General features: G+C 68.5%; 20 protein-coding genes. 11 read left to right on the top strand and 9 right to left on the bottom strand.

What is annotated here, in order from left to right; translation table 11 throughout:
- Nucleotides 1–101 precede the first annotated feature (101 nt).
- From AB7F12_RS14065 to AB7F12_RS14020, 10 genes are all read left to right on the top strand, one after another.
- Entirely contained in the window at nucleotides 102–1376 is a 1275-nt protein-coding gene (locus AB7F12_RS14065; protein ID WP_428496790.1) for an MFS transporter, read from the top strand.
- 317 nt (nucleotides 1377–1693) lie between these two features.
- On the top strand, nucleotides 1694–2584 hold the full coding sequence (locus AB7F12_RS14060) for a zinc-binding dehydrogenase (RefSeq protein WP_428496789.1): 891 nt from the start codon (nucleotides 1694–1696) through the stop codon (nucleotides 2582–2584).
- 72 nt (nucleotides 2585–2656) lie between these two features.
- A complete protein-coding gene (locus tag AB7F12_RS14055; protein ID WP_428496788.1) occupies nucleotides 2657–3511 on the top strand; it encodes a mycofactocin-coupled SDR family oxidoreductase in 855 nt (284 codons plus the stop codon).
- A gap of 163 nt (nucleotides 3512–3674) precedes the next feature.
- Nucleotides 3675–4253, top strand: coding sequence for a cupin domain-containing protein (locus tag AB7F12_RS14050; RefSeq protein ID WP_428496787.1), 579 nt, complete (start codon nucleotides 3675–3677; stop codon nucleotides 4251–4253).
- Between the two features lie 219 nt (nucleotides 4254–4472).
- Complete coding sequence (locus AB7F12_RS14045) at nucleotides 4473–5483, top strand: zinc-dependent alcohol dehydrogenase family protein (protein WP_428496786.1); 1011 nt, start codon at nucleotides 4473–4475, stop codon at nucleotides 5481–5483.
- A gap of 299 nt (nucleotides 5484–5782) precedes the next feature.
- Complete coding sequence (locus AB7F12_RS14040; protein ID WP_428517038.1) at nucleotides 5783–7588, top strand: class I adenylate-forming enzyme family protein; 1806 nt, start codon at nucleotides 5783–5785, stop codon at nucleotides 7586–7588.
- 92 nt (nucleotides 7589–7680) lie between these two features.
- Entirely contained in the window at nucleotides 7681–8421 is a 741-nt protein-coding gene (locus AB7F12_RS14035) for an SDR family NAD(P)-dependent oxidoreductase (RefSeq protein WP_428496784.1), read from the top strand.
- 256 nt (nucleotides 8422–8677) lie between these two features.
- Entirely contained in the window at nucleotides 8678–9259 is a 582-nt protein-coding gene (locus tag AB7F12_RS14030; protein ID WP_428496783.1) for a TetR/AcrR family transcriptional regulator, read from the top strand.
- A 286-nt stretch (nucleotides 9260–9545) separates the two neighbouring features.
- Complete coding sequence (locus tag AB7F12_RS14025; RefSeq protein ID WP_428496782.1) at nucleotides 9546–10844, top strand: acyl-CoA dehydrogenase family protein; 1299 nt, start codon at nucleotides 9546–9548, stop codon at nucleotides 10842–10844.
- Nucleotides 10845–10876: 32 nt separating this feature from the next.
- On the top strand, nucleotides 10877–11539 hold the full coding sequence (locus AB7F12_RS14020; RefSeq protein ID WP_428496781.1) for a TetR/AcrR family transcriptional regulator: 663 nt from the start codon (nucleotides 10877–10879) through the stop codon (nucleotides 11537–11539).
- Nucleotides 11540–11908: 369 nt separating this feature from the next.
- Here AB7F12_RS14020 and AB7F12_RS14015 read toward each other — a convergent pair whose 3' ends face one another.
- From AB7F12_RS14015 to AB7F12_RS13975, 9 genes are all read right to left on the bottom strand, one after another.
- Nucleotides 11909–12517: a helix-turn-helix domain-containing protein gene (locus tag AB7F12_RS14015; RefSeq protein ID WP_428496780.1), complete on the bottom strand. Its 609-nt coding sequence runs from the start codon at nucleotides 12515–12517 to the stop codon at nucleotides 11909–11911.
- 153 nt (nucleotides 12518–12670) lie between these two features.
- A complete protein-coding gene (locus tag AB7F12_RS14010) occupies nucleotides 12671–13513 on the bottom strand; it encodes an alpha/beta fold hydrolase (RefSeq protein WP_428496779.1) in 843 nt (280 codons plus the stop codon).
- Between the two features lie 60 nt (nucleotides 13514–13573).
- Nucleotides 13574–14395, bottom strand: coding sequence for an amidohydrolase family protein (locus AB7F12_RS14005; protein ID WP_428496778.1), 822 nt, complete (start codon nucleotides 14393–14395; stop codon nucleotides 13574–13576).
- A gap of 59 nt (nucleotides 14396–14454) precedes the next feature.
- Complete coding sequence (locus tag AB7F12_RS14000; protein ID WP_428496777.1) at nucleotides 14455–16011, bottom strand: sugar ABC transporter ATP-binding protein; 1557 nt, start codon at nucleotides 16009–16011, stop codon at nucleotides 14455–14457.
- A gap of 36 nt (nucleotides 16012–16047) precedes the next feature.
- Nucleotides 16048–17226: a sugar ABC transporter substrate-binding protein gene (locus tag AB7F12_RS13995; RefSeq protein WP_428496776.1), complete on the bottom strand. Its 1179-nt coding sequence runs from the start codon at nucleotides 17224–17226 to the stop codon at nucleotides 16048–16050.
- Between the two features lie 137 nt (nucleotides 17227–17363).
- The gene (locus tag AB7F12_RS13990; RefSeq protein ID WP_428517944.1) at nucleotides 17364–18266 is read right to left on the bottom strand and encodes an ABC transporter permease; all 903 of its coding nucleotides are present in this window, start codon (nucleotides 18264–18266) and stop codon (nucleotides 17364–17366) included.
- Nucleotides 18267–19029: 763 nt separating this feature from the next.
- The gene (locus AB7F12_RS13985; RefSeq protein WP_428496774.1) at nucleotides 19030–20658 is read right to left on the bottom strand and encodes a helix-turn-helix domain-containing protein; all 1629 of its coding nucleotides are present in this window, start codon (nucleotides 20656–20658) and stop codon (nucleotides 19030–19032) included.
- A gap of 262 nt (nucleotides 20659–20920) precedes the next feature.
- On the bottom strand, nucleotides 20921–22303 hold the full coding sequence (hydA, locus tag AB7F12_RS13980; protein WP_428496773.1) for a dihydropyrimidinase: 1383 nt from the start codon (nucleotides 22301–22303) through the stop codon (nucleotides 20921–20923).
- 42 nt (nucleotides 22304–22345) lie between these two features.
- Entirely contained in the window at nucleotides 22346–23317 is a 972-nt protein-coding gene (locus AB7F12_RS13975) for an N-carbamoyl-D-amino-acid hydrolase (protein WP_428496772.1), read from the bottom strand.
- Nucleotides 23318–24114: 797 nt separating this feature from the next.
- Here AB7F12_RS13975 and AB7F12_RS13970 point away from each other — a divergent pair.
- On the top strand, nucleotides 24115–25407 hold the full coding sequence (locus AB7F12_RS13970) for an MFS transporter (RefSeq protein WP_428496771.1): 1293 nt from the start codon (nucleotides 24115–24117) through the stop codon (nucleotides 25405–25407).
- Nucleotides 25408–25501: the final 94 nt, after the last annotated feature.

The raw sequence follows: 25501 nt of genomic DNA, 5'->3' as shown, positions 1-25501 counted from the left end.
CATGCGACCCGACTTCCTCGACGAAGCCCGCCGCACCGGCACGTTCACCCCCCACACCCCCACCACCACGGTCTGACCGACCACGGACCGGGAGAGCCTCGATGCACCCTCAGAGTGGAGCGTCGTTCGTCCAGATCGACGAACGGCCCCTCAACAGACGCCAGAAAGGTCTCATCACCGCCGCGGTCCTCGGCACGATGCTGGAGTTCTTCGACTTCTTCATCGTCGCGTTCATCCTGACGGTGGTCTCAGGACCGTGGCACCTGACGTTCGGCCAGAGCGCGTTCATCCTGCTCACCGCCGGCGTCGGCGCGATCATCGGTTCGTTCGTCTTCGGCGCCCTTGCCGACCGCTGGGGTCGGCGCAAGATGTTCATGGCGACGATCCTGATCTTCTCGATCGGAACCGGCGCGCTCGCGCTGGTGCCCGAGGGCGGCTGGTTGGTCTTCGGGCTCCTCCGTCTGGTGGTCGGGTTCGGTGTCGGTGGCCTGATCGTGGTCGACGTGCCGTTGGTCCAGGAGTTCGTACCCTCGCGCCGCCGCGGCTTCCTCGGCGCACTGGTCGTCATGTTCGTCCCGCTCGGCTCACTGCTCGGCAGTGCCAGCGCCGCGTTCCTCGGACCGCTCATCGGCTGGCGCGGGCTGGTCCTGCTCGGCCTGCTCCCTGCGCTGGTGAGCATCTACGTGCGCACCCAGGTACCCGAGTCCCCGACCTGGCTCATCCAGCAGGGCCGCCCCGAGGACGCCCGCAGCTCGGTGGCGTGGATCCTGGACATCCCCCCGTCGGAAGTCATCCTGCCGGAGTCGATCGACACTCCCGACACTCGCTGGCGTGACATGTTCCGCTACCGGCGCAGCATCGGCTTCACCTGGCTGAACAGCCTCGCCGTCCAGATGGCGTACTACGGGATCAACCTCTGGGGACCGACGCTGGTGGCGATGACCATGGGCACGTCGCCGGCCGACGCCGCCTTCCTGTTCCTGTTCGTCAGCCTCGCCGGGTTCATCGGCCGCGTCGTCGGCGCCCGCGCCAGCGACGTGTTCGGGCGGCGCCGGACCGGTCTGGTCGCCATGCTCGGCGCAACGCTCGCCATCGTGGCGATCGCACTGTTCCACAGTCAGACGATCGGCGGCGTCGCGCTGTTCTACCCGATCCTCATCATCGGGTGGGCCTTTCTCGACGCCTCCTTCTCGGTCGGGCTGCCCTACTGGTCCGAGATGTTCCCGACGAACATCCGCGCCAGTGGCGTGGGCGCCGCCTACGGCTTCGGCGGGCTCGGCAAGATCGTGGGTCCCGCGGCACTGGCCGCGATCTCCGGAGCGGGCACCGTACTGACGCCCAAGGCGACCTCGGACGCCATCGGACCCGCATTCTGATTCTTCGCGATCTTCGCCCTGCTCGCGGCCCTGTCCTACATCTGGCCCGCGGTCGAGACGAAGGACAAGAGCATGGCCGAGCTCGATGCCCTGCACGAGGCGCAGGTGCGCAGGCCCGCGGAGCGGCCGGCGGCCGACCGGGCCCAGGTCGCCGGCGGCAGCTGACGACACCGGCGACGGCCGGTCCACCCCGGCGGAGCGCAACGGCACGACGGCGCACCGCTCGATCACACACCGAGACGGAGAAGTCGATGCGAGCGTGGGTCCCGACACTGCGACCGACCGAACCTGTGCAGTGGCAACGTGTCGAGGACCCGGTGCCGGGCCCCGGAGAGGTACTGGTGTCGATCGAGACGTACTCGCCGAACCGTGGGGAGGCCTTCCTCCTCGAGTCACCACGGCCGGGGTGGCGGCCGGGCAAGGATGTCGCGGGGACGGTCGCCGCCACCGGGCCGGACGTGACGTGGCCCGAGGTCGGGACCCGCGTCGTCGCCCACCCCGAGTCGGGGGGCTGGGCCGAGCGCGTCGTCGTGCCTGTCAGCAGGCTCGCCGTGCTGCCCGACGACATCGACATGGTCGTGGCCGCCGCTCTGCCCCTCGCGGGGCTCACGGCGTTGCGCCTGCTCAAGGTCTGCGGGCCGTTGGCCGGGAAGACGGTTCTGATCACCGGCGCCTCGGGTGGGGTCGGACACTACCTCGTGGAGCTCGCCGCCTCTCAGGGCGCGATCTTGACGGTGGTCGTCGGGACCCCGGAACGGGGCCGCCGCCTGCGGGAGCTCGGAGCTGCCGACATCGTCCACGACGTCACCGCCACGGTCGGCCCTTTCGACGTCGTGATCGAGTCCGTGGGCGGCGACGTGCTCCCCCAGGCATGGGCGCGGCTCGCCGGCCGAGGCCTGCTGGTGTGGCTCGGGCAGGCCTCCCGCGAACCGGTGACACTCGACTTCTTCGACTGGTCGGGCGCGGAGAGCGGAACATTGCGGAAATTCAGCTACGCCGACTCCGACAGTGGCGAGGGCGACGATCTCGCGACGCTCGTGCGCCTGGTCCACACAGGACGTCTGCACCCGGAGATCGGCGACGTCCGGCCCTGGTCGGACACCTGCGCCGCCCTTGCGGACCTGGTCGCCCGCAAGGTTCGCGGCAACCTCGTCCTGAAGATCGACCCGGGGGCGCCGGAGCCCGCGGCCGTCCCGGACGAGCCGTGACGTGCCCGGCTCGCCCGGACTCCGAGCAGCATCATCCAACCACCCGTGATCGGGTGAACCCGAGGAGGAGAAATGGGCAGGTTCGACGGCAAGGTCGCGCTCGTCACCGGCGCGGCGCGTGGTCAGGGCGCCAGCCACGCGGCGTCCTTCGCCCGTGAGGGCGCCGACGTCATTCTGGTCGACCATGTCACCAACATCGACACCGTTCCCTACGACCTGGCGAACAAGGCCGACCTGGACGACGCGGTAGCGGCGGTCGAGTCCCACGGCCGGCGAGCCCTGGGCGTGGCGGCTGACGTCCGGTCGCAGGTGGCGCTCGACGCCGTCGTCGCCCAGGGCCTCGAACAGTTCGGCCACATCGACGTCCTCGTCGCCAACGCCGGGATCTGGAGCATGGCGCCGGTGTGGGAGATCACCGACGAGCAGTGGCAGGACATGATCGACGTCAACCTCACGGGCGTCTTCCGCACCATCAAGGCCGTGGCTCCGCACATGATGGAGCGGCTGTCGGGCAGCATCGTCGTCACCTCGTCGGCGAACGGGCTGGAACCGGCGCACAACTACGCGCACTATGTCGCGTCGAAGTTCGGTGTCATCGGGTTGGCCCAGAACGCTGCGCTGGAGCTCGGTCCGTTCAACGTCCGGGTGAACGTGGTGGCCCCCGGCGTGGTGGACACGAAGCTCAACGACTGGCAGGGCGGATACGACATGATCGCCGGGCATCCGGGCGGGACCCCGGAAGACCGTGTCGAGGGCGTCCGGCACTGGCCGGTGCTGCGCGGACGGTCGCTGTTGACGCCGCAGTCGATCTCCAACGCGGTGCTCTGGCTGGCCTCCGACGACGCCGCCGACATCAGCGGTATCACCGTCCCGGTGGACGGCGGGCACTGCGTCCTTCCCGGGTTCAACCACAACCCGGTTCGGTGACCTGACCGAGGTCCACACCAGCCGCCCTCGGTCCTCGTCCGATCGGACGAAACCTGCCGCGCCGCCTCGTGGCCACACACGATGACCCGGCGCCGGCAGGTGATGACAATCGGGTTACAGGACAAGCTGCCGACAGGTAGTGATGCCGTGAAAGGAGTTCGACATGGACACGATCGATGTCCCCCGCGAGGAGATGCTCAAGCGGGTCGCGAAGTTCACCGACCTGACCCGCTCCGTCGGAGGATTCCCCGACAGCGACATCCCCGGCTGCGAACGCACCCTGCTCAACGTCATCGGGTTCGACCCGCCCGACGAGGTGCCCGGATCCACCGACAAGGTGATGTCGCCCGTCGGGGACAAGGGTGCCGAGGCCTCGGCGATCCCGATTTCGGAAGGCTTCAACCTCGGCTACGTCGAGGCCCAGCCCGGCCACGGTGTCATGAGCCACCACCACGACACCAACGAGACCTTCACCGTCATCAGTGGCACCTGGCGCTTCACCTGGAACGACGCCGACGACGAGTACATCGACCTCGGACCCCTCGACACCATCACCTTCCCCGTCGGGGTCTCCCGCCGCTTCACCTGCCTGACCAGCCAGTCCGGCGACCCCGACGAGCCTGCCTTGATCATGGTCGTCGTCGCCGGCAACAAGCCCAAGGCCTTCATGCGACCCGACTTCCTCGACGAAGCCCGCCGCACCGGCAAGTTCACCCCCCGCACCTACACCACCACGGTCTGACCGACCGACGGGCTCCCGGGCCGGGCACGATCTGCCGCGGCACCCGGGAGCCGAGTCGAAGGGCGCGTGCCGGACACGGTCATCGAGGCCGGGGCCTGCACTCGCCCTTCGACTGCGTTCCGGACCGGGCGCGGCGACCACCGCTCCCGGTCGAGGCCTTCTGCCGCCAGACATCCGGCAGGACCGACACCTACATGACTTCCAAGAGAGGACACTGCCGTGAGGGCGTGGCAACTTCGGACCTTCGGGCTCGACAACCTCGAACTGGCCGAGACCCCGACACCGGAGCCCGGCCCCCACGAGGTGCTCGTCAAGGTGGGCGCCGTGGCGCTCAACTTCCGGGACAAGGCGATCGTCGACGGCATCTACGAACCCGACAAGATGCCCGCAGACCTCATCCCCGTCGCCGACGCCGCCGGAACGGTGGTGAGGGTCGGCGAGAACGTGACGGCCTTCACCGAAGGCGACAGGGTCACATCCCACTTCTACTCGCGGTGGCTCGAGGGACAGCCTGCCCACAACGAACCGGACTTCTCCCTCGGTGGCCCCCTGCACGGCGGCCTGGCCGAATACATGCTGTTGCACGAGGACACCGCCGTCCCCGCTCCCGCGTCGCTCTCCGACGAGCAGGCCTCCACCCTCCCGATCGCCGCCCTGACCGCCTGGTACTCGCTGGTGGAGAACGGCCGGCTGCAGGCCGGGCAATCGGTCCTGATCCAGGGCACCGGAGGCGTCTCGATCTTCGGCGTCCAGTTCGCCGCCGCGCTCGGCGCGCGCGTCATCGCCACCTCCTCGAGCGACGAGAAGCTCGAACGCGTCCGCGAGCTCGGCGCCACCGATCTGATCAACTACAGGAGCCACCCCGACTGGGAGAAGGTGGTCCTCGAGCTGACCGACGGTCTCGGCGTGGACGTGACGCTCGACGTGGTCGGGGGTAGTGGCCTGAACAGGTCGATCGCGGCTACCCGACCCGGTGGACATGTCAACGTCATCGGCTTCCTCGACGGGCAGACCGCTCCCGTCGACCTCATGTCGCTGTTGTTCCGCCAGACCCAGGTCCACGGTATCGCCGTCGGCCACCGGGCCTCGTTCCTCGACATGAACACGTTCATCGACGAGCACGAGATTCTCCCGGTGATCGACACCGTCTACGAGTTCGAGGACGCGATCGCCGCGTACGAGCACCTGAACCGTGGGGCGTTCGGCAAGATCGTCGTGAAGGTGGACTGAGGCCCGTATCGCGCGGGGATGCGCGACCTCCCCGACGTGAGCCCGGCATCAGTGGTCCCCGTCCTGTGGGGCCTGCGCCGAACCCCGAGGGCGGGCCGGCTCGTGACCAGCGCGGGATGCCTCGCCCGGAGGCGGCGGCCGCCGGACAGCCGCCGGCGGGCAGCGGACGTCCTGCGTGACGCCGCCGGGCACGAGGGACCCACCGAGACCTGACTACTGCCGTCCGATCCCCGCCGAACGAGCCCGCCCGGTTACGGCGTCATCACGGGACGCACGGCACAACTGGCCGGTCCCTGGCCGTGGACCGTCTGGTACAAAGACCTCGCCCCCGGGGTGACGACCGAGGGAGTTGCCGGTGGCCGAACAGGACGACGCACTCGGCGCCGCCGTCGACATCGCCCGCCCCGGGCCGGCACCGGCCCGACAGTCGACGGACGGGCCGGTGCCGCCCCGGACTGGAGGAACGACCCGTGCCGAACACGACGAGGCCGAACGCAACCGTGCCGGCGATCGGGGCCGACGGGCTCGATCGGCAGGCTCGTACGACACACGCGACCACGGCCGAACTCTACGAACGTGCCTACCACCACTACGGTGCTCGCACAGCCGTGCTCACCGACGACGGCGAGTGGACCTACGCAGAGTTGGGCGAGCGGGTGCACCGGATCATCGGAGGCCTCACGGATCGAGGGGTGACACCCGGCGAGCGCGGGGTGTTGTTGCTCGACAACTGTCCCGAGTTCCTCGAGATCGACCAGGCGTTGTTCGTCGGCGGCTTCGTGCGGTGCGCGCTCAGCGTGCGGCTGCACCTGCGCGAGGTGCTGCACATCCTGACCGATTGTGCGGCTGCGGTCGCCTTCGTCTCCTCGGACTGGGCAACGCAGCTGGCGGGCGTGCGCGACCAGCTCCCTGATCTGCGGCTCGTGGTGACCGTGGCCGGCGGGGCCGGCGACCTCACGCTCGACGCGCTGCGGATCGCCGACCCGGTCGACCCCGTCGCGCCCGCGGCCACCGACCCGGCAGCGATCCTGTACACCAGTGGCACCACCGGGCTGCCGAAGGGCGCCACGCTCAGCCAGGCCAACTGGGCGACCATGGTGCGCAACGAACTGCTGGAGTTGCCGCCCGTCGTCGACGGCGACGTCGTCCTGCACGTCGCGCCGCTGAGCCACCTCAGCGGGTACGTGGGCCCGGCCTATGTCGTCCGCGGGGCCGCACACGTCACGTGTTCCCGATTCGACGCCGAACGGACTCTCGAGCTGATCGAGCGCCACCGCGTGACGATCCTGCCGATGGTCCCGACGATGTTGAACCTGCTGGTGCCGGCAGCCGAGCAGGGCCCGCACGATCACTCCTCGCTGCACACGATCGTGTACGCAGGGTCGGCGATCGCGCCCCAACGGCTCGTGCGCGCCCGCGACGCGTTCGGCGACGTCTTCGTCCAGTTCTACGGGCTCAGCGAGATGCCCATCCCGATCGCATGCCTCTCGCGGGAGGATCACACGTTCGACCCGGACGAGGGTGTCCCGGAGCGGCTGGCCTCGGCAGGCCGGGTGACTCCGTTCGTCGAGGTCACGCTGCGCGACGACGAGGGGCGACCGGCCCCGGCCGGGCAGGTCGGCGAGATCACCGTCCGGGGCGAGCAGCTGATGATGGGCTACTGGGGTCGCCCCGAGGCGACCGCGGAGATGATCGACGCCTCGGGCTGGGCCCGCACCGGCGACCTGGGCCGGATCGACGAGAACGGGTACCTGCACATCGTCGACCGCAAGAAGGACATGGTTGTCACGGGCGGCTTCAACGTGTACCCGACGGAGATCGAGAACGTTGTCAGCACCCTTCCCGCGGTCGCCGAGGTGGCGGTCGTCGGTGTCCCCGACGAGAGGTGGGGCGAGGCGCTGAAGGCAGTCGTGATCGTGCGAGAGGGGTACACGCTCACCGTCGACGAGGTCATCGAGGTCTGCACGTCCCAGGTCGCCGGGTACAAGAAGCCCCGCTCTGTCGACTTCGTCGACGAGCTGCCCAAGACCGGCTCTGGCAAGATCATGCGCCGCGCGTTGCGTGACCGGTTCTGGGCGACCCGCGAACGGCGGGTGGGCGGCTAGGAGCGGGTTCTTCCCAGGACGCACGGCAGCTCCGGGTCGAGTGTCACACGAACCGAGCTTTCACGGATGAGACCGATCGGTACCATCAGCCCATGACATCGAACGGCGAAGAAGGCCGCGTCGCCTTGGTCACCGGTGCGTCGCGCGGAATCGGTGCAGCGATCGCACGCCACCTGCTCGGGCGCGGGATCCGGGTTGCCGGCGCGTACCGCTCGTGGCGCGATCCCGTCGCCGAACTCGCCACTCAGCGCCCGGGACAGGTCCTGCCGGTGCACCTCGACCTCGCCGCCCCCGACACGCTCGCCGCGGGTGTCGAGGAGGTCCACCAGCACTGGGGCCGGCTCGACACACTCGTCCTCAACGCGGCGGTCTGGGACGGCGGACGCCTCACCCGAATGGACCCCGACGCCTGGTGGCGGGTGGTGGAGACCAATCTGCGCGGCACCGCGGCCCTGGTACGGGCCGCCATCCCACACCTGGTCACGGGCCAGAACCCCAGCATCGTCGTCGTGGGGTCGGTCGTCGGCGAGATCGGCTTCGCCGGCGACACCGCCTACGCCAGCGCCAAGGCCGCCGCCGTCGGTTTCGCCCGCTCACTGGCCAAGGAGCTGGCCTCGAAGCAAGTCCGGGTGAACGTGCTCGCGCCGGGCTTCGTCGACACCGACATGACCGCGGCCGTGCCTGCGGGCTCGCGGCAAGCCATCGTCGACGCCACCCTGCTCGGCCGTTTCGGGTCCGTGGACGAGATCGCCCGCGCGGCGGTCTTCCTCGCCGAGGACGCGACCTTCTGCACGGGTACCGTGCTCACGGCCGACGGTGGTTGGTCACTCTGATCACAGGAACCCACGGGCACTGATCGCTCGACTCCCTCGCCGCGGCGCCCCGGCCCGCACGTTCGTCGGCACGGGCCGGGCGGGTGGATCCCGGGAGCCAGGCATCGGCCGAGTGGGCCGGTCGGCCCGCTGGTTCGACGGGCGTCGTCGGCACCAGCCGTCGCCGACGTCCCGGCTCCCTGTCGATCGGCCCACCGGCCGCCGGTAACCTGTTGCCGAGCATGTCGACCACAGGCGCGACGGACGGTACCGGACCATGGCTGGCACGGCCTACTACGAGTTCAACCGCGAGCGTGTCATCAGCACGGCCGCGGAGCTGTTCGCCCGCAACAGCTACCACGGCACCGGCATGGCCGAGCTCGGCCGCGCCGTCGAGCTCGGCCGGGGCGCGCTCTACCGCTACATCGGCAGCAAAGAGGCCGTTCTCTACCTGATCAGCAAGGACCAGGTCGACAAGATGAACAGCCACGCCGAGGCGGTGCTCAGCCGCGACCTCGAACCCCGTGAGTCGTTGCGCGAGATGGCCCGTGGCCTGCTGCGCAACATCGCCGACCACCGCGCGGAATGGACCGTGTTCTTCCGCGAGTACAACGCTCTCACAGGCGAGCGCCGCGCCGACGTGATCGCTGCCCGGGAACGATACGAGGGGTACTGGCGCCAAGCGCTCGACCACGGGGTGTCGAGCGGAGCCCTCCGGCCGACGCCTCCGCTGCTCGTCAAGGGCATCCTCGGCATGCTCAACTACACCTACCTCTGGTTCGCTCCCGAGGGAGAGCTGGCCCCCGAGGAGCTGGCCGACCTCTTTCTCGACGCGCTCATCGACGGCATCCGCGCCTGACCGATCCCGACCCGGTGCCACGACGCGCCATGCTGGCCGCCCGTGCTGAGCCGCGGAGGTGCGTCCCACCGACTCGTTCAGGGCACCGGGTCCGGAGGCGGTGCGAGCGGCCGGCTTGCGTTCGCGGCTGGTCAGCGCCGGCTCGTCCGACTCGACACGGCACCACACCCACGGGCGCGTGCCGAGAAGGGCCCGACCCGTGCGAGCGAATTCAGATGATCGCCTGTATGCCAGCACACGGTCATCACTGCTGTTCAGGCTGATGCACATGAATTAATCTGGACGCATGGCATGGGACTTCGAGACTGACGGTGAGTACGCGGAGCGGCTCGGTTGGGCTGACCGCTTCGTTCGGGAAGAGGTGGAGCCGCTGGACCTCGTGCTGGGGTCACCGTTCGACAAGTCGAACCCGGACACGGTGAGAGTGCTCGAGCATCTCCGGACGAAGGTCAAGCAACAAGGACTGTGGGCCTGCCACCTCGGGCCCGAGCTGGGCGGGCAGGGCTTCGGACAGGTGAAGCTCGCCCTGCTCAACGAGATCCTCGGCAGGTCGTCGTGGGCGCCATCCGTCTTCGGCTCGCAGGCGCCGGACTCGGGGAACGCTGAGATCCTGGCGCGCTTCGGCACCGAGGAGCAGAAGGCCAACTACCTGTATCCCCTGCTGGACGGGCGGATCGCCTCGTGCTACTCCATGACCGAACCCCAGGCCGGCTCGGACCCGGCGCTGTTCACGACGAGCGCCCGCCGCGACGGGGACGACTGGGTCATCGACGGTGAGAAGTGGTTCCAGACCAATGCCCGCTACGCGGCGTTCTTCATCGTCATGGCACTGACCGACCCCGACGCCGGCGCCCACCACGGCATGTCGCTGTTCATCGTCCCGGCAGGGACACCGGGCCTGGAGATCGTCCGACATGTCGGCGTGGGGACCGAGGCTGCGGAGCGTGGTGAGCACGCCTACCTGCGGCTTGCGAACGTGCGGGTCCGCGCCGACGACATGTTGGGCGACGAGGGCGAGGCGTTCGCGATCGCGCAGACCCGCCTCGGTGGCGGGCGCATCCACCACGCCATGCGCACGATCGGGATGGCACGCCAGGCCTTCGACATGATGTGCGAACGAGCCGTCTCGCGGCGGGTGCGCAGCGGAACCCTCGGCGATCTCCAGATGACCCAGGAGCGCATCGCCGACAGCTGGATCGAGATCGAGCAGTTCCGGCTGCTCGTGCTACGCACGGCCTGGCTGATCGACAAGCACCAGGACTACAGGCGCGTCCGGGGCGACATCTCAGCGGTCAAGGTCGCCATGGCGAAGGTCGCCCACGACGTCGTGCTCCGGTCCCTGCACCTCCACGGCTCGATCGGCATCTCCAACGAGATGCCGTTCTCTCGCATGTTGGTCGACGCCGAGACCATGGCGTTGGCGGACGGCCCGACGGAGGTGCACAAGCAGGTACTGGCCCGGCAGGTGCTGCGCCACTACACACCGAGCACCACACTGTTCCCGGCCTACCACCTGCCTTCCCGTGAGGCGGCAGCACGTAGACACCTCGACGGCCTTCTCGAGCATGTCGTTGCCCAGTACTGAACGGAGCTGGGGGGCTGCGGGATGATGCCCGGGTGAGCAGCTCGACGACCGCGGACCGTCTGGTCGCAACGGCCACCCGGTTGTTCGCCGCACGCGGCGTGGAAGGTGTGAGCCTACGCGAGATCAACCGGGAAGCAGGAGCGACGAACGCAGCCGCCGTTCAGTACCACTTCCGCGGGCGCGACGGCTTGCTGCGAGCCATCCTGGACACTCACCTCGCCTCGGTCGAGGCGCGGCGGCACGTGATGCTGGACGGCTACGAGGCAGCAGGCGTTGACGATCTCCGTGCGCTGACGGCCGCACTCGTACGTCCGTATGCCGAGAAACTGACCCAACCGCCGCAGGGGTCGGCGTTCCTCCAGGTCTACGCCGAGCTCGTGAACGGGCCGAACCCGATGCTGGAGCCTGGCACGCTCGACGACCCGGGAAACAGTCTGTACCGGTGGCGGCGGGCCATCGAGCCGCTCCTGGAACCGATGGCCGTCCAGCTCCACCTGCGCTACACGGCCATCTGCCACACCCTGACCGAACTCGGCCGGCGCGCCCGCGCCGACCGCGGCGGCGACCACCGATTGTTCGTCAGCCATCTCGTGGACACCACTGCAGCGATACTGGCGTCAACGCCGTCGGACGAGACCCTCACACTCCTTCGCGACCACGAGCCGCGCGCGAGAAGGAGCGCGTCGCCCCCTTGAGTCCCCGCGGATGCGATCACGGTGCAAGCGCCGGCCCAGGCATCGGACTCGCGGAGGCGACCATAGGAACCTGCCGGCTCGGCGGAGGGGGTCGACCGGACCTGGCTCGGGTGGGACCCGCCGACGCGGTGAACCACACGGGCCGGCCTCCACCGCCCCTCCCGGCCGCGCCGGCGTGTCCGGGCGCATTGCGGCGGGGAGGCGCCTCGGAGGGCCGGGTCGCGGCCATCCCGAGGCGGACCGGTGCCGACGTCGGTCGGCGGAGGCTGGTCGCACGGGCCCGGCCGTTGTGGGCGTCGGGTCGGTGGGCCGGCCGTCCGTGTCACCCGGAGGTTCGCCAGGCTCGGGGTCGCCGAGCGGCGGACACGGTCAGAAAATGGCCGGCCACGTCACGGAGAATGCTTTGGCCTCCCCGTCGGACAGGTTGCGGTACCGATGGACGCCTCGTCCGTCGAAGTAGGCGACATCACCCGGGTTCAGCGTCACCACCTCACCCTCGTATTCGAGCTCGATCTCGCCTTCCAGGACGTAGACGACTTCCTCGGACTCGAATGCAGCAGCTTCCGACATTCCGCCGCCCGGCTCGTAGACGGTCAGTGCGGGCATGAACTTCGAATGCCCGCGAGCCGACATGACCCGCACCTCCATCTGTTCCGACGGCGAGGTCAGGCGCCGCTCCATGCCGGCGCGGACCACGGTCAGCCCCCTCTCCCCCGCCTGGTCGCCGGGGAGCAGGTCGGCCACACTGACGCCGAACGCCTCGACGAGCCGCATGAGCCGGGTCACGGTGATGTCGTTCTTGCCGTTCTCGACCTGTGAGAGAAAGGCGCTGGAAATGCCTGTCATCTCCGAGACCTGCGCGATCGACAGACCGCGCTGCTTTCGAAGCGCTCTCAGCTTGTCGTGCAAGGTCGTGTCGCTCGCACCCGGCACCGCCCGGGCCGAGAGGCCGGTTCCGTCGCCGTCTTCTGGTTGCACACTGCCGCCTTCACGGTTGCATCAACAAGACGCTGCGTCACCTGCGGCGTCCTGTCACGAGCCAGGTCCGCCGCCGCCCCGAGAGCCGGCGGCGGACCATCGTTCACGGAGTCGTCCACCGGCAAAGTCTGCCCGACGACCGACACATTGCGATCACACGCCGACGTCCACCGACCTGTCGACGCGCTCGAGGAAGTCGACCATGATCCGAACCGACTCGTCCGGCGACTCCAGCATGTTCGCGTGACCGACGCCCTCCATCACCGCGAGCTCGGCACCGGGAATGCGCTGCGAGATCTCACGGTTGCCGATACCGCTCGGGCCCGGGTCGAGCCCGCCCAGCAGGTCGACGTCACCACAGACGACCAGCGTCGGCGCGGTGATGCGGTCGAGGTCGGCGCTCAGGTCCATCGCGACGATCGCGTCGACGGCGGCGCGGAACACCGACAGCGAGCAGTTGCGCTCGAGCACCTCGCGGATGGTGGTGGCAGTGGCCGCGCCGTCCGGGGTGTCGAGGAACGCCGCGGAGAGCGCGCCTGCCGACATCGCGAGTGCGAGTGGCTCGCTGCCCATGCCGTAGGCCTCCGCGAGCGCCTTCTGGACCAGCAGGTTCGACGCGAACATCCGGTCGCAGCGCGCCGCGGTGCAGCTGAGGATGAGGCCGCGCAGCTTCTGGGGGTACTTGGCCGCGAGCTTCATCGCCACCATGCCGCCCATCGAGGTTCCGTGCACATGCACCGCATCGAACCCGAGGGCGTCGATGAGCGCGGCGCAGTCGTCGGCCCACACCTCCATGTCGTAGTGCTGCTCGGGACGATCCGAGCCGCCGTACCCACGCAGGTCGAAGTCGATGACCTGGAAATGCTCGGCCATCCTGCCCGACACCGGGGCGAAGTTCTCGTGCGCGAAACCGGATCCGCCGATCTGCAACAGCGGCGTACCGCTGCCAGTGATCTCGTACCAGATGTTGCAGTCGTTCACACGTGCGTGGGACATGTACTCACTACCTTCAGCGCGATTGTCGCGATTCGATCGGGTGGTCGGGTCGGGCGCCGCTCAGAAGCGGTACACCCGCTCCGCGTTGCCGCGCAGGACGAGCTGCTCGGTCTCGTCTCCGAACTTCAGGTCCGCGATTCCGGAAAGAGCATCCGCGAAATCAAGAATCGGGTAGTTCGTCGCGAACATCACCTTTGTGGCACCGTCTCCGCGGATGAAGTCCGTGACGTCACTGGACCACGAGCTCGGGTGATGCGTGTCGAGGGCGATGTAGACGTTGGGGTGCTTCCACGACACCGCGACCATCTCCCGCTCCCACGGGTAGCCGACGTGCAGGCCGATGATCGGCAGCTCCGGGAAGTCGACAGCGATACGGTCGATCGTGCTGGGGTGGCCCACGTTGTACAGATTGTTCTGGAATGCCTGCCCCACCTGGATTTGGATGGGAACGCCCAGCTCCTGGCACTTCGCGTAGAACGGGTAGTAGACGCGGTCGTCGGGGGCGAGCCGCCACCAGTGCGGGTAGCTGTGCGCGCCGACGAATCCGGGGGCCTTGCTGGCCTCCTCCAGACTGCGCAGGCCCCGCGAGATGTTGCTGGGGTTGACGCTCTGGACCGCGTACAGCCGACCCGGGTGCTTCAGCGCCATCTCCGCGGGAATCTCCCACGGAATGTCCCATTCGTTGCCCGCCTGCGCGGGAACGATGAGCTTGTCCACTCCGGCAGCGTCCATCGCCTGCACGAGGTCGTCGGCGGTCGAGGGCTTGTCCCAGATCCCGAGCCGCTGCAGGACGGACTTCTGGCCGGGGTGTTGGTAGGCGCCTTCCTTCGTGGTCGGGGTGAACGGAAGGCAGGTGAGGTCGATCGCGCCTGTAGTGCTCACTTCTGATGACACCTTTCTGCGTGGAATCGGCGAGCCGGTCGAGCGGGTCGGGTCCGGCGCTAGCCGGCTGCGCCGGCGGCTACGGCCCGGTGTGTGCGTAGTGACTGCTCGCTCAGGCGCCCAGCGGTGAGCTCGGCGCCGGCGATCTCGGCGGTGACGACGCCGTCGCAGAACACGAGAACGCGGTCGCACAGCGCGGCCAGGTCCTCGTGCTCCCCGCTGGCGATGACGATCGAGGTCCCGTCGACGGCAGCCGCCCGGATGTGCTCGAAGATCTGGGTCCGGGCCCCGATGTCGACGCCCTGGGTGGGCTCGTGCAGGAGCAGGACGTCCGGGTCGCTGCGGAACCATTTGGCCAGCAGCACCTTCTGCTGGTTACCGCCGCTGAGCGTGCCCATCCCCGCGTGCGGATCGCGCGGGCGGACATCGAACACGTCCAGCTGCTCACGAACGTCGCTGAGCTGGCGCCTCTTCTGCAGGAAGCCACCGGCGAAGTACTTCCGCAGCGTCGTCAACGTCAGGTTCTCGATCACGGTCGCGCCGGCGACCGCCCCGTCGACGGGACGGTTCGACGGGATCAGCGCCACCCCGGCACGGATGGCCGCACCGGGGGTCAATGTGCCGGGGGCGAACGCCTGTTCGTTGATCGTCAGTTCGCCTGCGGAACTGGGCGTTGCCCCGAACAGCAGGTACGGGATCTGCTCCCAGCCCGATCCGAGCAGGCCAGTCAGTCCGACGACCTCGCCGCGCCGAAGGTCCATCGAGAAGGGCGCCGTGACGTTCGACGTCAGCCCGCGCGCCCGCATCAGGACGTCGCCGGCCGACTCGGCCTTGTCGGGGTAGAGGTTGTCCAGACTGAACCCGACGATCAGCTCGATCAGCCGGTCCTCGGTCAGCTGTGCCGTGCTCGCGGTGTCGACCAGCGCGCCGTCTCGCAGGACCGTCACGCGATCGGTCAGCGAGAGGATCTCCGACAGACTGTGGGTCACCAGCAACACACCCGCGCCCTTGGCGGCGATCTCGCGGACCCGGGTGAGCAGCACCTCCGCCGCCTCCCGCGACAGGTGCGGCGTGGGCTCGTCGAGGACGAGGATCGCGTTCTCCACATGGTCGACCTGGTCGAGCGCCCTGGCGATCGCCAGCAGCGCTCGCTCGGCCTGGGAGAGGCTGCGGACCGGGGTGTCCGGCGAGACACTCATCCCGAAGCTCTCCAGCAGCGTGCGGACACGCGCCCGCTCTTGCGCCCACGAGACCCGCCACAGCGGACCCGTCTCGAACTGGCCCACCCGCATGTTCTCCAGCACCGTGGCCGATTCGATCAAACCGAGGTCCTGGTGCACGAATGCGATGCCGAGCTCGTGCGGGCGCCCGGGGTGCAGCGGCAGGTCCACGTCGTCACCGCGCACCTGCAGGCGCGCACCGTCATCCGGGTTGTGGAAGCCGGAGAGAATCTTGATGAAGGTGGACTTGCCCGACCCGTTCTGCCCGACGAGCCCGTGGATCTCGCCCCGCTTGATCGTCAGCGCGACGTCGGAGAGCACCCGACGGGGCCCGAAGGTCTTCGACCAGCCGGAGGCGACGAGCAGTTCGTCGGTCTGTCCACCGCTGTCACTCATCTCCGCCTCCTCCCGGTCGTGGGCCGGACCCGCTGATCACTGGGTGATCCCCCAGACCCGCCCGTACTCGGCGGCGAGGTCGACCGGACCGAAGAAGTTCGGCATCCTCGGGTCGTCGAAGTTCAGCTCGCCGACGTTGGCCTTGTCGAACAGGCGGATCGGCATCTGCGGGTCGTGCAGGATGGGGGAGCCCTTGGGCTGCCCCACGATCAGGCGCAGCGCCTGGTCGACGGTGGACCACCCGTGCCACTCGGTCGACGGGCCGACGTCGGCGACGAAGACGTCACCGCTCTCGATGAACTTCACGATCGACGGCGACGCAGTGATGCTGAGGATCTTCACCCTGTCGGTCGCGTTGGCGGCGTGCACCGCGGGGATCATGGCCGGGACGGCGCCGTCGGCCAGCGGAATCAGGTAGTTGATGGTGCGGTCGGCACTGATCCCGGACTGCACCACCGTGGGCAGGCGGGTGTCCCATTCGCCGACAGGGACATCGGAGGACTTCAGCGAGCACGTGGCCGGACAAAGACGCGCGAACTCGGCCTCGATCGCCGCGTGCAGCGGCGGCGACAGCGCCACCTCCGGCGCTCCGTAGTAGACGGCGTTCACCCGGCCGTTGGAGTCGGCGATGGCGTAGTCCGCAAGCAGCTTGCCCATCTCGGCGATCGCGAAGTTGTTCGCCGCGGACACCCCGGGAGTGGGGGGTTGCGAGGAGTCGTTGCTGGAGGTCTCGATGACCGGGATGCCGGCCCGGTTGGCGGCCTCGATGGACGCGCTCAGAATCTTGGGGTCGATCGACTGGATGAGCAGAGCGTCGACGCCCTTGGCGATGAGGGAGTCGGCACAGCGGACCCACTCCGACGGTCGCCCCTTGCCGTCGCAGTAGTCGATGCTGAGCCCCGACAGCTGCGCGGCCTCGCGGGCGCCCTCGAGCATGATCTGCGAGAACGGGTTCGACGCGGTGATCGCGACCCAGCCGAGCGTCTTACCGCGGGCAGCCGATGCGTCGAACGCAGGCGGGCCGGGCTGCGGCCAGGCCACCTGCTGCTGCGCCGTGGCGACCAGGCTCTTGGCCTCCTCGACACTGGCGCTGTCGACTGCCGCCCCCGGCGACGCCGAGTCTCCCGCCCCAGCACCTCCGCAGGCGGCCAGCAGCGTCATGGCACCCACCGCGGCCAGCGCGACGAGCCCTCCCCTGATCCCTCTGAATGGCATTGAATCGCGCATGTCAACGACCTTCCTTCGATGCTCGGTTGCATGGTGCGCCGTGCGACTGCTGACCCGTGAAGGTTCTTCGGGGATGTGCATGCCGAGGCCTGGCGGCTCGGCGGACTGAGAGTTCGGGCCTGCCGCTAGTCGCGCGACGACTTCGCGCCGGCGATGCGCGACAGCGTTACCGCCACGGCCAGAGACGCGCCGTAGAAGACCTGTGAGACCCAGTCGACGAGGCCCATCATCTGTAGCCCGGTGATACCGGTGATGAGGAAGTAGACGGCGATGAACGTGCCCCAAGGGTTGAACCTGCCCGGGGTGATGGTGGTGGCGCCCAGGAAGACTGCCGCGAACGCCGGCAGCAGATAGTCCTGAGCGACGGTGGGCGAGGAGGACCCGAGCTGGCCCGCGAGGAAGACGCCTGCGATCGCACTCAGCGACGAGCACGCGATGAGCGCACCAGCCCGGATTGCATTCACTCGGATGCCGGAGAGCCGAGCGACCGAGCGGTTCTCACCGACGAAGAACATGTACGTGCCGAGGGGTGTGCGGCTGAAAACGTAGGCCAGTAGCAGGACGATCGCCAGCCCGTAGAAGAAGACGAGCGGGAGGCCCACGACCTGGGTGCGCATTGCCGCCGACAACGAGCCGGAGGTCCCGACCACGGTTGCCGGGGTGACGGCGTACCCCACGCCGACCAGCATGAACCCGATCCCCAGGGTGACCACCAGAGACTCGACGCCGACCGCCACGATGAGCAGGGCGTTGATGACGCCGATCGCGACACCGGACACGAGCGCGGTGACCACCGCCGCCCACAACGGCCACCCGGCTTCCGCGGTCAGGAAATGGGTGAGGATGAGGGAGAGGCCGAGAACTCCCGCCACCGACAGGTCGTACTCCCCCACCGCGAGCGGCAGCAGCAGGGCGAGTGCGAGCACCGCCAGGACGGCCTGCGAACCAAAGATCGTGCTGAAGTTCGCGCCGGTCAGGAAGGAGTCGGGCCGCAGCACCCCGAAGACGATGATGACGAGTGCCCACACTCCCACGAGGGCGTACTTCTGGGCGTGTCGCATCACTGACGGCTTGGCGGCCGACGTGGTCGCCGACCGTGCCGTGGCTAGCTCTGTGGTCACCGGAGTATCCACCTTCGTCTCTGGCTGGGCCCAGCGAAGCGCTGGGTCAGTGATGTGGGGATGACGAGCCCGACGATGCTCCGGTGCTCGAGAAGAGCCCGGGGTGCACGACCGCGCGTCCAGGGAGGACACATCGCTGGGCGCCGCGGTCCGGAATTCGCTAAACCGAAGAAATCTTCCGTATAGCGATGTGCGTCACCGTAAAGGGGCACCCAGACGCCTGTCAAGGGGCTGCCACCACGCTCGTGTAAACGGTGCGTGAACGGGGCCCAGGCCGCCGCGCCCTCCGCCACTACCATCGAAAAAGCCTGGTCAGGGCGTTAGAGCTGCCCTGCCCGCCGACGTGTCGCGGACGCCTCGGCTGCTGGGCGGCACGAGACACCCGCGACGGAACGCCCACTGATCAGACGCTCGACAGCCGCTTCGCGAACTACGCAAACCGCTCGCTCGGACACGTCCTGGCCCCGCGGAGTCCTGAGCGGGCTGGTGGTTCGCTTCCACGGCCCCGTGGTCCCCACGACATCACGGCAGAGCGCCGAAAGGCGGCCGCCACCTCGACCGACCTCAGGTGGCGATCACGGCACCGGGGTCGCACTCCGCCCTCGCCTCGGAAACGGGACCGGTAGCGGCATGGCCACGCGACAGTCCGCCGGCATCGATCCGAGCCGCCTCATGCCGGGTCGTCGTCGCTCCTCGAGAGTTGCCGAGATCGCCCGAGAAGTCGCAACTGGAGCTGCAGGACCAAGCGCTGCGTCGGATCGTTGAGGTCGATGTTCGTGAGTTCAGCGAGCTGCGCGAGTCGATAGCGCAACGTGTTCGGATGGATGTGCAGAAGTTCGGCCGCTTTCCGGGTTTCGCCCCAGTTCTCGAGGGACGCGGCGAGCGTCTTGACATATTCGGTCCGCCCCGTCGTGTCCGATTCCACGAGCTGATCGAGGGCGCCACCGTACTGTTCGAGGGGTGCGCTCAACAGCGGAAGGCACTCGTCGAGCGCGGCATGGGACCAGACCTCGCGCAGAGATGCGACACGTCGGCCGGTGCGGTGATCGGCAAGTGTGGCGCCCGCCCGTAGTGAATCCCGAGCCGACTTCCAGGCGGATGTCAAGGTCGAGCAGTGAGTCCCGATCCCGGCAACGATATGGCGCCCGCCGTCACCGAGCTCGGTGAGCACCCGGCTCGCGAAGTGGCTCGGGTGGGTGTCGTCGCAGGGCCCGTCCTGGGCCGGGCACCCGGTGAGAAGTACAGCGAGTGATCGGTCGCGCGGTACGGAGAACGCCCGGGTGCTGCCGGACCGGGCCACCGTCTCCACCGCCGTCCGGAGCGCGGTCCGGCCGTCGACCCCGGGTTCCGGCACTGGTGGGGCGGTGAAGGTCAGGACATGGAGCTGCGACTGGAGAGGAAGACCGGCGATCGTGGCGAAAGTGATGGCCGCGCTGGCGGGTGCGTTCTCGCGCAGCACCGCGAGCAGGCTCTGGTTCCGCGCTTCCAGCAGGTCGTCGCGGGTGCGTCGAATCTGCCGCAGGAGTGGCCCCAGCTGTGCTGCTGCTGCCCTGAGCGTCTCATTGTCCGTGCGTGTGAAGGGGCGAGCGTCGCGTGCCAGCCAAATGCTCCCGAGAAGTTCGCCGTCGCATCTCACGCCCGCAACGAGCCTGGGTCCGAGTCCGATCTCGGGAACCGCATCGACATGCAGAACCCCATGGCCGCCGGCAAGTTGTGCCAGCACACCTTGGGCATTGAAAGCCTCTTGGTAGGCCTCCGGTAGACGCCGCTGCAGGATCGCCACACGGCGGGCATCATCGAGTTCCTCCATTGCCCGGGAGTACGCGAGTATCTCGAAACTGTCGTCCTCGATGATGATGCTGCCCCGCATCGCGGCGCCCAGCTCGTCGGCCGCGGCGGTGATGGCGCCGAGGGTCGCTCTGTGATCGTCTGGAGCGGCTCGTCCGGCAGCGCTGAAGATGCCGTCGAGAGAACCACACACATCGGACCACGTGACGTGCTCATGAACAACGATCATCGCCGCGTGGAGCGGCCGTCGTTGCTCGTTCGACGCGGTCAGGCTGTGGCGGGCAGGGTCCTTCACGAGGACCCCGGTGATGTTGGCATCGGCGCAGTACCGCTGCAGTTCCATGATTGCGTCTTCGCTCGTCACCGGTTCCTGCACGACCAGTACTGCCCGGTCAGCCTGCTGGGGCCGACCGTGTGCGCAGACGCCGCTCACGTCGGAGTCGAGCAGCGCGGTGCCGGTGACGAAGTCGACCCGGGAACCGAGCCCTCGCACGATCTCCGCCAGCTTCACCAGGCCCTCCTGTTCGTAGCGGCTGAGGTGTCCTGCTGCGAAACCCGCGCCTACTGCCGCGCGGACCGCGACCGAGGTCCGAGGTGGGTGGCGATGGTGGGAGGTCAACATCCTTACGGCCGCGTAGGCGCTGTGCAAGCCCCGCCGGGTGCGACGGGCCCGACCGGCGCGCCCCTGGACGAGGTCGGCGCCGCCGCCGTGTCGGGCGTGCGCCTCTCGTTCGCCGTCCCGGACTCGCCTCCGCACTCGCGAACCGGTGGGGTCAGCGGGTTGCGCGGTGCAGGAACTGCCCGCGGCCGGCACGACCGACATAGCGCCCGTGCTGGGCGACGAGCTCACCTCGGGAGTACACGGCGTCGAAACTGCCGGGCAACGACCAGCCCTCATACGGTGTGTAGTCGACGGCCTGGTTCTGGGTCGCAGCCGTGATCGTCGTGCTGCCGCGCGGATCGAGCAAGACCAGGTCTGCGTCCGCGCCCGGTGCGATGTGTCCCTTGCGGGGGTAGAGCCCGAACTGCTGCGCCGGAATCGTCGAGGTCAGTGCGACGAACTTCTCCAGCGTGATGCGACCCTGCGCCACACCCTTCCCGTACACGACAGACATACGGTGCTCGACGCCCGGCCCGCCGTTCGGAATGGACCGGAAGTCGGCCCCCGCCAGCCGTTCCTTGTCCGCGAAGCAGAAGGGACAGTGGTCGGAGCTCACCACACTCAACGTCCCGGCGCTGAGGCCGGACCACAGAGCATCACGGTGCTCCTTGGTCCGCAGCGGCGGCGTCAGGACGACCTTGGCCGACTCGAAGCCCGGCTGGTCGTAGAGCTCGCGGTCGAGTGTCAGGTAGTGGGTGCACGTCTCGGCCGCGACAGGCCAGTCCTTGCCCTGAGCGTTGGCCACGGCCTCGACCGCACCGGCCGTGGACAGGTGAACGAAGTACAGGGGCGCGTCTGCCATTCGCCCGATCCGGATGGCGCGTTCGACAGCTTCCACCTCAGTGGCCGGGGGGCGCGCGATCTCATGGGTTCCCGGGCCCGTCTTGCCGGCCGCGACGAGGTCGGCCGCGATGCGGTCGATCACGTCGCCGTTCTCGGCATGCACACAGACCTGGCTACCGACGCCACTCGCTGCGCGGAGCACGTCGTAGAGCTGCCCGTCGTGCAGCATCAGCGTTCCGCGGTAGGCCATGAAGACCTTGAAGCTGCTCACCCCGGCTTGCGCGATCTCGTCGAACTCCTGGGTCGCACCGTCATAGAGGTCGGTGATGCACATGTGCATCCCGTAGTCGATGACCGCTTTTCCCTTCGCCTTGGCGAGGTGAGTGTCCAGCGCGTCGGTGAGGCGGACACCGGTCGGCTGCATGGCGAAGTCGACGATCGTCGTCGTCCCGCCACACGCCGCGGCGATCGTTCCGGATTCGAAGTCGTCCGCCGTCGTCGTGCCCATCAGAGGTGAGTCGAGATGTGTGTGGACGTCTACGCCACCGGGCAGCACATACTTCCCCGTGCATTCCACCAGCTCGATCGACTCGGTGTTGAGTTGCGGGAACGAGCCGACCGCGACGACGGTTCCGTTCTCGACCAGAATATCCGCATCGAACTGTCCGCTACTGGTGACGATGCGGCCACCTGTGAAACACGTGAATGACATGGCTCGCTCCTCTTTCCTGCCGAGTTCGTGCTGGTGTGAAGGTCAGTCCAGTGCGCCCTCGGGGAGCGGAATCGGTTCACCACGGCCGGTCCGCTCGACGAGGATGTTGTAGTGCTCGGGGCGGCGATGGGCGGCGAAGTCGAAGACGCTCTCGCGGAACGGCCGCGCCATGTCGAGATCGATCTGTGCCACGACCACCTCGTCGCCGTCGGTCATGGCCTTGGCGACGATCTCTCCGGTGGGTGCGACGATCGCGGACCCGCCGATCATGTAGACGCCGTCCTCGAAGCCCGACTTGGCCGCGGCTGCGACCCACACGGAGTTCTGGTAGGCGCCCGCCTGCAGCGACAGCAGATGGGTGGCCATCTTGGCGTGCGGTTCCTCTTGCCAACCGGGGACGTCCATCGGGGTGTTGTATCCGAGGACGACCAGGTCGGCGCCCTGCAGGCTCAACGCCCGGTACACCTCGGGCCAGCGCCGGTCATTGCACAGAGCCATACCGATGTTGAGTCCGTCGGTCGGAAACACTCCGAACCCGAGGTCGCCGACCTCGAAGTACTTCTTCTCGAGGTGCTGGCTGCGCAGAGCGGCACGGTTGTCGTCGTGGCCGGGCAGGTGGATCTTCCGATACTTGCCGGTGATCGCTCCGCCCTTGTCCACCGTGACGCTCGAGTTGTAGCGGTGGCCGGTGGGGGTCAGCTCGGCATAGCCCAGATAGAAGCCGACCCCCAGGTCGTGGCCGGCGGTGAACAGCGGAGCGACTTCGTCGTTCGGCATGGACGTCTCGTAGTGGGCATCCATGTCGCTGTTGTCGTCGACCCAGTATCGCGGGAAAAATGTCGTCAAGGTCAGCTCTGGGAACACGACGAAATCTGCGCCCTGCGCGGCGGCGTCACGCAGAAGGCGAGTCAGTCGTTCGACGACCTCCGCCTTTGATTCGGAAGGCTGGATTCCGCCTACCTGTGCAACGGCCAGGCCGAACTTTCCGTTGTCATCTGCATGGTTGTCGACCATGACGGCGGGCTCCCTATCGATCGCTGCGCAGATTTCAAATGTCCGCGCAGGAGCCTAACCAGTCCGAGGTCCCCGTTGTTGTGGCTCTCGCACAGACTGTCCGGAACACTGTTGTGCCACCGTCCAATGGAGCGCGGCGCGCCTCCACGTCATCTGCGGCGACGCCTGGACGGGTCGCCGGGCGGACCGAGACCGTCAGGTCCGGGCGACTCGGCCGCCTGCCGCGCGGGGCGATCGGGTTCGGGACGCGATGGCAGGTGCGCGACCGCCGACCGGCCCCGCTCCGGCGGGCGGGTGCGCCCGACGGTTCGCACGGACAGGCGGCGGTCGCCGACGTGTGCGGGCCCGCCGCGCTGCGCCGGCGTCGGGCGCGTCGACGATGCCGGCCCGGCCGGGCGTGCTGCGCGGGTTTGGCCGATGTACCAACGGAGCAGATCGGGCGTCGCGGGTTTCGCCAATGACGCCCACGAATGTGACGGGCAATACTTCCGAGACGCCCGAGGGCGGCCACCGCCTGCCGGGCGGGGCAGGGGCCTCATCCATCAGACGCCTGAGGACGTCGATCCGTGCCCCCTGCTCGGCACTGCCCCCGGCATCGGCTCGGCGGACCAGACCGTGGTCCACCGGTTGGCCACCGTGGGGTGGTCGCGCGGCTGTCACCGCCGAGCGCGTCAGGCCGCTTCGGTGCGGCTGTCCATTGCGGATCGCATCGATGGTGCGATCCGCCGTTCCTCAACGAGGAGGTCCGAGCTGTGCCGAAGGAGAACACCGGCGATGTCGTCGCCCGGGGACTGGGCGTGAACGACGAAGAAGAGCGCGATCCGGCCCCGCCGACATCACGTACCGAGGTCGGTTCGGCCCGGTCCGGGTCGTTGCGGGGACTCTCGCGCACAACCTGGAAGGTCACCCTGCTGTCGCTCGGTGGATGGGCGCTGGTCAACGCCGACAGCAGCTTGTTCAACCTCAACTATCCCCTGATTGCACGTGATCTCGGGATCACCGACAAACAGATCGGTGTGATCTACGCGCTGATCTACGCCGTCGGCGCCGCGTCGACATTCCTCGCCGGCCCGATCATGGATCGTGTCGGGCGCAAGCCTGTCTTCCAGGCGTGTCTGTTCGCCGCGGTCCTCGGCAGCGTGTTGACCGCCGGGGCCCCCGGAGTACTCGTTCTCGTCGTGGCCCGCGGTCTCACCCAGGCCGGCGCGAGCACCGAGTGGATGGCCGGACAGGTGATGGTGGCCGAAGAGGCGCCCGCCGCCGTGCGCGGGCGCCTCATCGGCATCGCCCAGGTCGGCTATCCCCTCGGCTTCTTCCTCGGCTCGCTGCTGTCGTGGGCGATCGTTCCGCTGCTGGGCTGGCGGTGGCTGTTCGTGTTCGGCATCCTGCCGGTGGTCGTCATGATCTGGGCGCGCCGGGCGGTGAACGAGTCGCACCGGTTCCGGGCCAGCCGAGCCCAGGAGCCTGGCGTCCACAGCGGTCACCTCCGCCAGATCTTCGCCGCAGACCTGCGCCGCTCCTCGATCCTGGTATCGATCTGGCACGTCGTCTACGCATTCGGCTTCGCCGGCATCGCGAGCTATCTCCCCACCGTGTACGGGGCCTACGGGATCAGCCTGGACCACACCTACCTGTCCTCGGCCATCGCGACGGCTGTCGCAGGCGTCGGCTACCTGCTGTCCTCGGCCGTGGGTGAACGGATCGGCAGGCGCGAGGCCTCGATGCTCTGGCTGACGCTGGGTGCGGGCGCCGGCCTGTACATGGCCTTCGCCGGGACGACCCTGGTCTCGCTCACCGTCGGGTACTCGCTCATCTACTTCTTCCTCGCCGGTCACATCACCGCGGCGGTCGGTTACGCAGCGGAGGTCTTTCCGACCCGGGTACGAGGTACGGGTGCCAACCTGGTCGCGGGGATGGAATGGATCGGCTTCTTCTGCGCGGCACTGTTCGGCCCGTACCTGTTCGACGCCATCGGGGTGCCCACCACGCTGTTGATCTGGCTCACGATCTGCCCGCTCGTGGCTGTTGGTTGTGCGGCCGGGATGCGGCGGATCCGGCCCGGGACCGTCCTCGAGGACATTGCCCGCTAGCGCCGGGGCTGTCCCGCGGCTTCGTGCGTCCGCACCAACGGTGCGGTTCGCGATGTGACCTCACGACGAAGACGGGGGTCCTCGCCGCGACGAG

This window comes from Pseudonocardia sp., assembly GCF_050250275.1.
In the GTDB taxonomy this organism is placed as follows: Bacteria; Actinomycetota; Actinomycetes; order Mycobacteriales; family Pseudonocardiaceae; genus Pseudonocardia.
Note: the sequence above shows the minus strand (reverse complement) of the source record. Positions and strands in the feature narration are given on the sequence as shown.

Excerpts from the sequence above, each read along its gene's own strand:
- AB7F12_RS14065 (WP_428496790.1), top strand. The coding sequence starts at position 102 with ATGCACCCTCAGAGTGGAGCGTCGTTCGTCCAGATCGACGAACGGCCC.
- AB7F12_RS14055 (WP_428496788.1), top strand. The coding sequence starts at position 2,657 with ATGGGCAGGTTCGACGGCAAGGTCGCGCTCGTCACCGGCGCGGCGCGT.
- AB7F12_RS14050 (WP_428496787.1), top strand. The coding sequence starts at position 3,675 with ATGGACACGATCGATGTCCCCCGCGAGGAGATGCTCAAGCGGGTCGCG.
- AB7F12_RS14035 (WP_428496784.1), top strand. The coding sequence starts at position 7,681 with ATGACATCGAACGGCGAAGAAGGCCGCGTCGCCTTGGTCACCGGTGCG.
- AB7F12_RS14030 (WP_428496783.1), top strand. The coding sequence starts at position 8,678 with ATGGCTGGCACGGCCTACTACGAGTTCAACCGCGAGCGTGTCATCAGC.
- AB7F12_RS14025 (WP_428496782.1), top strand. The coding sequence starts at position 9,546 with ATGGCATGGGACTTCGAGACTGACGGTGAGTACGCGGAGCGGCTCGGT.
- AB7F12_RS14010 (WP_428496779.1), bottom strand. The coding sequence starts at position 13,513 with ATGTCCCACGCACGTGTGAACGACTGCAACATCTGGTACGAGATCACT.
- AB7F12_RS14000 (WP_428496777.1), bottom strand. The coding sequence starts at position 16,011 with ATGAGTGACAGCGGTGGACAGACCGACGAACTGCTCGTCGCCTCCGGC.
- AB7F12_RS13995 (WP_428496776.1), bottom strand. The coding sequence starts at position 17,226 with ATGCCATTCAGAGGGATCAGGGGAGGGCTCGTCGCGCTGGCCGCGGTG.
- hydA (WP_428496773.1), bottom strand. The coding sequence starts at position 22,303 with ATGTCATTCACGTGTTTCACAGGTGGCCGCATCGTCACCAGTAGCGGA.
- AB7F12_RS13975 (WP_428496772.1), bottom strand. The coding sequence starts at position 23,317 with ATGGTCGACAACCATGCAGATGACAACGGAAAGTTCGGCCTGGCCGTT.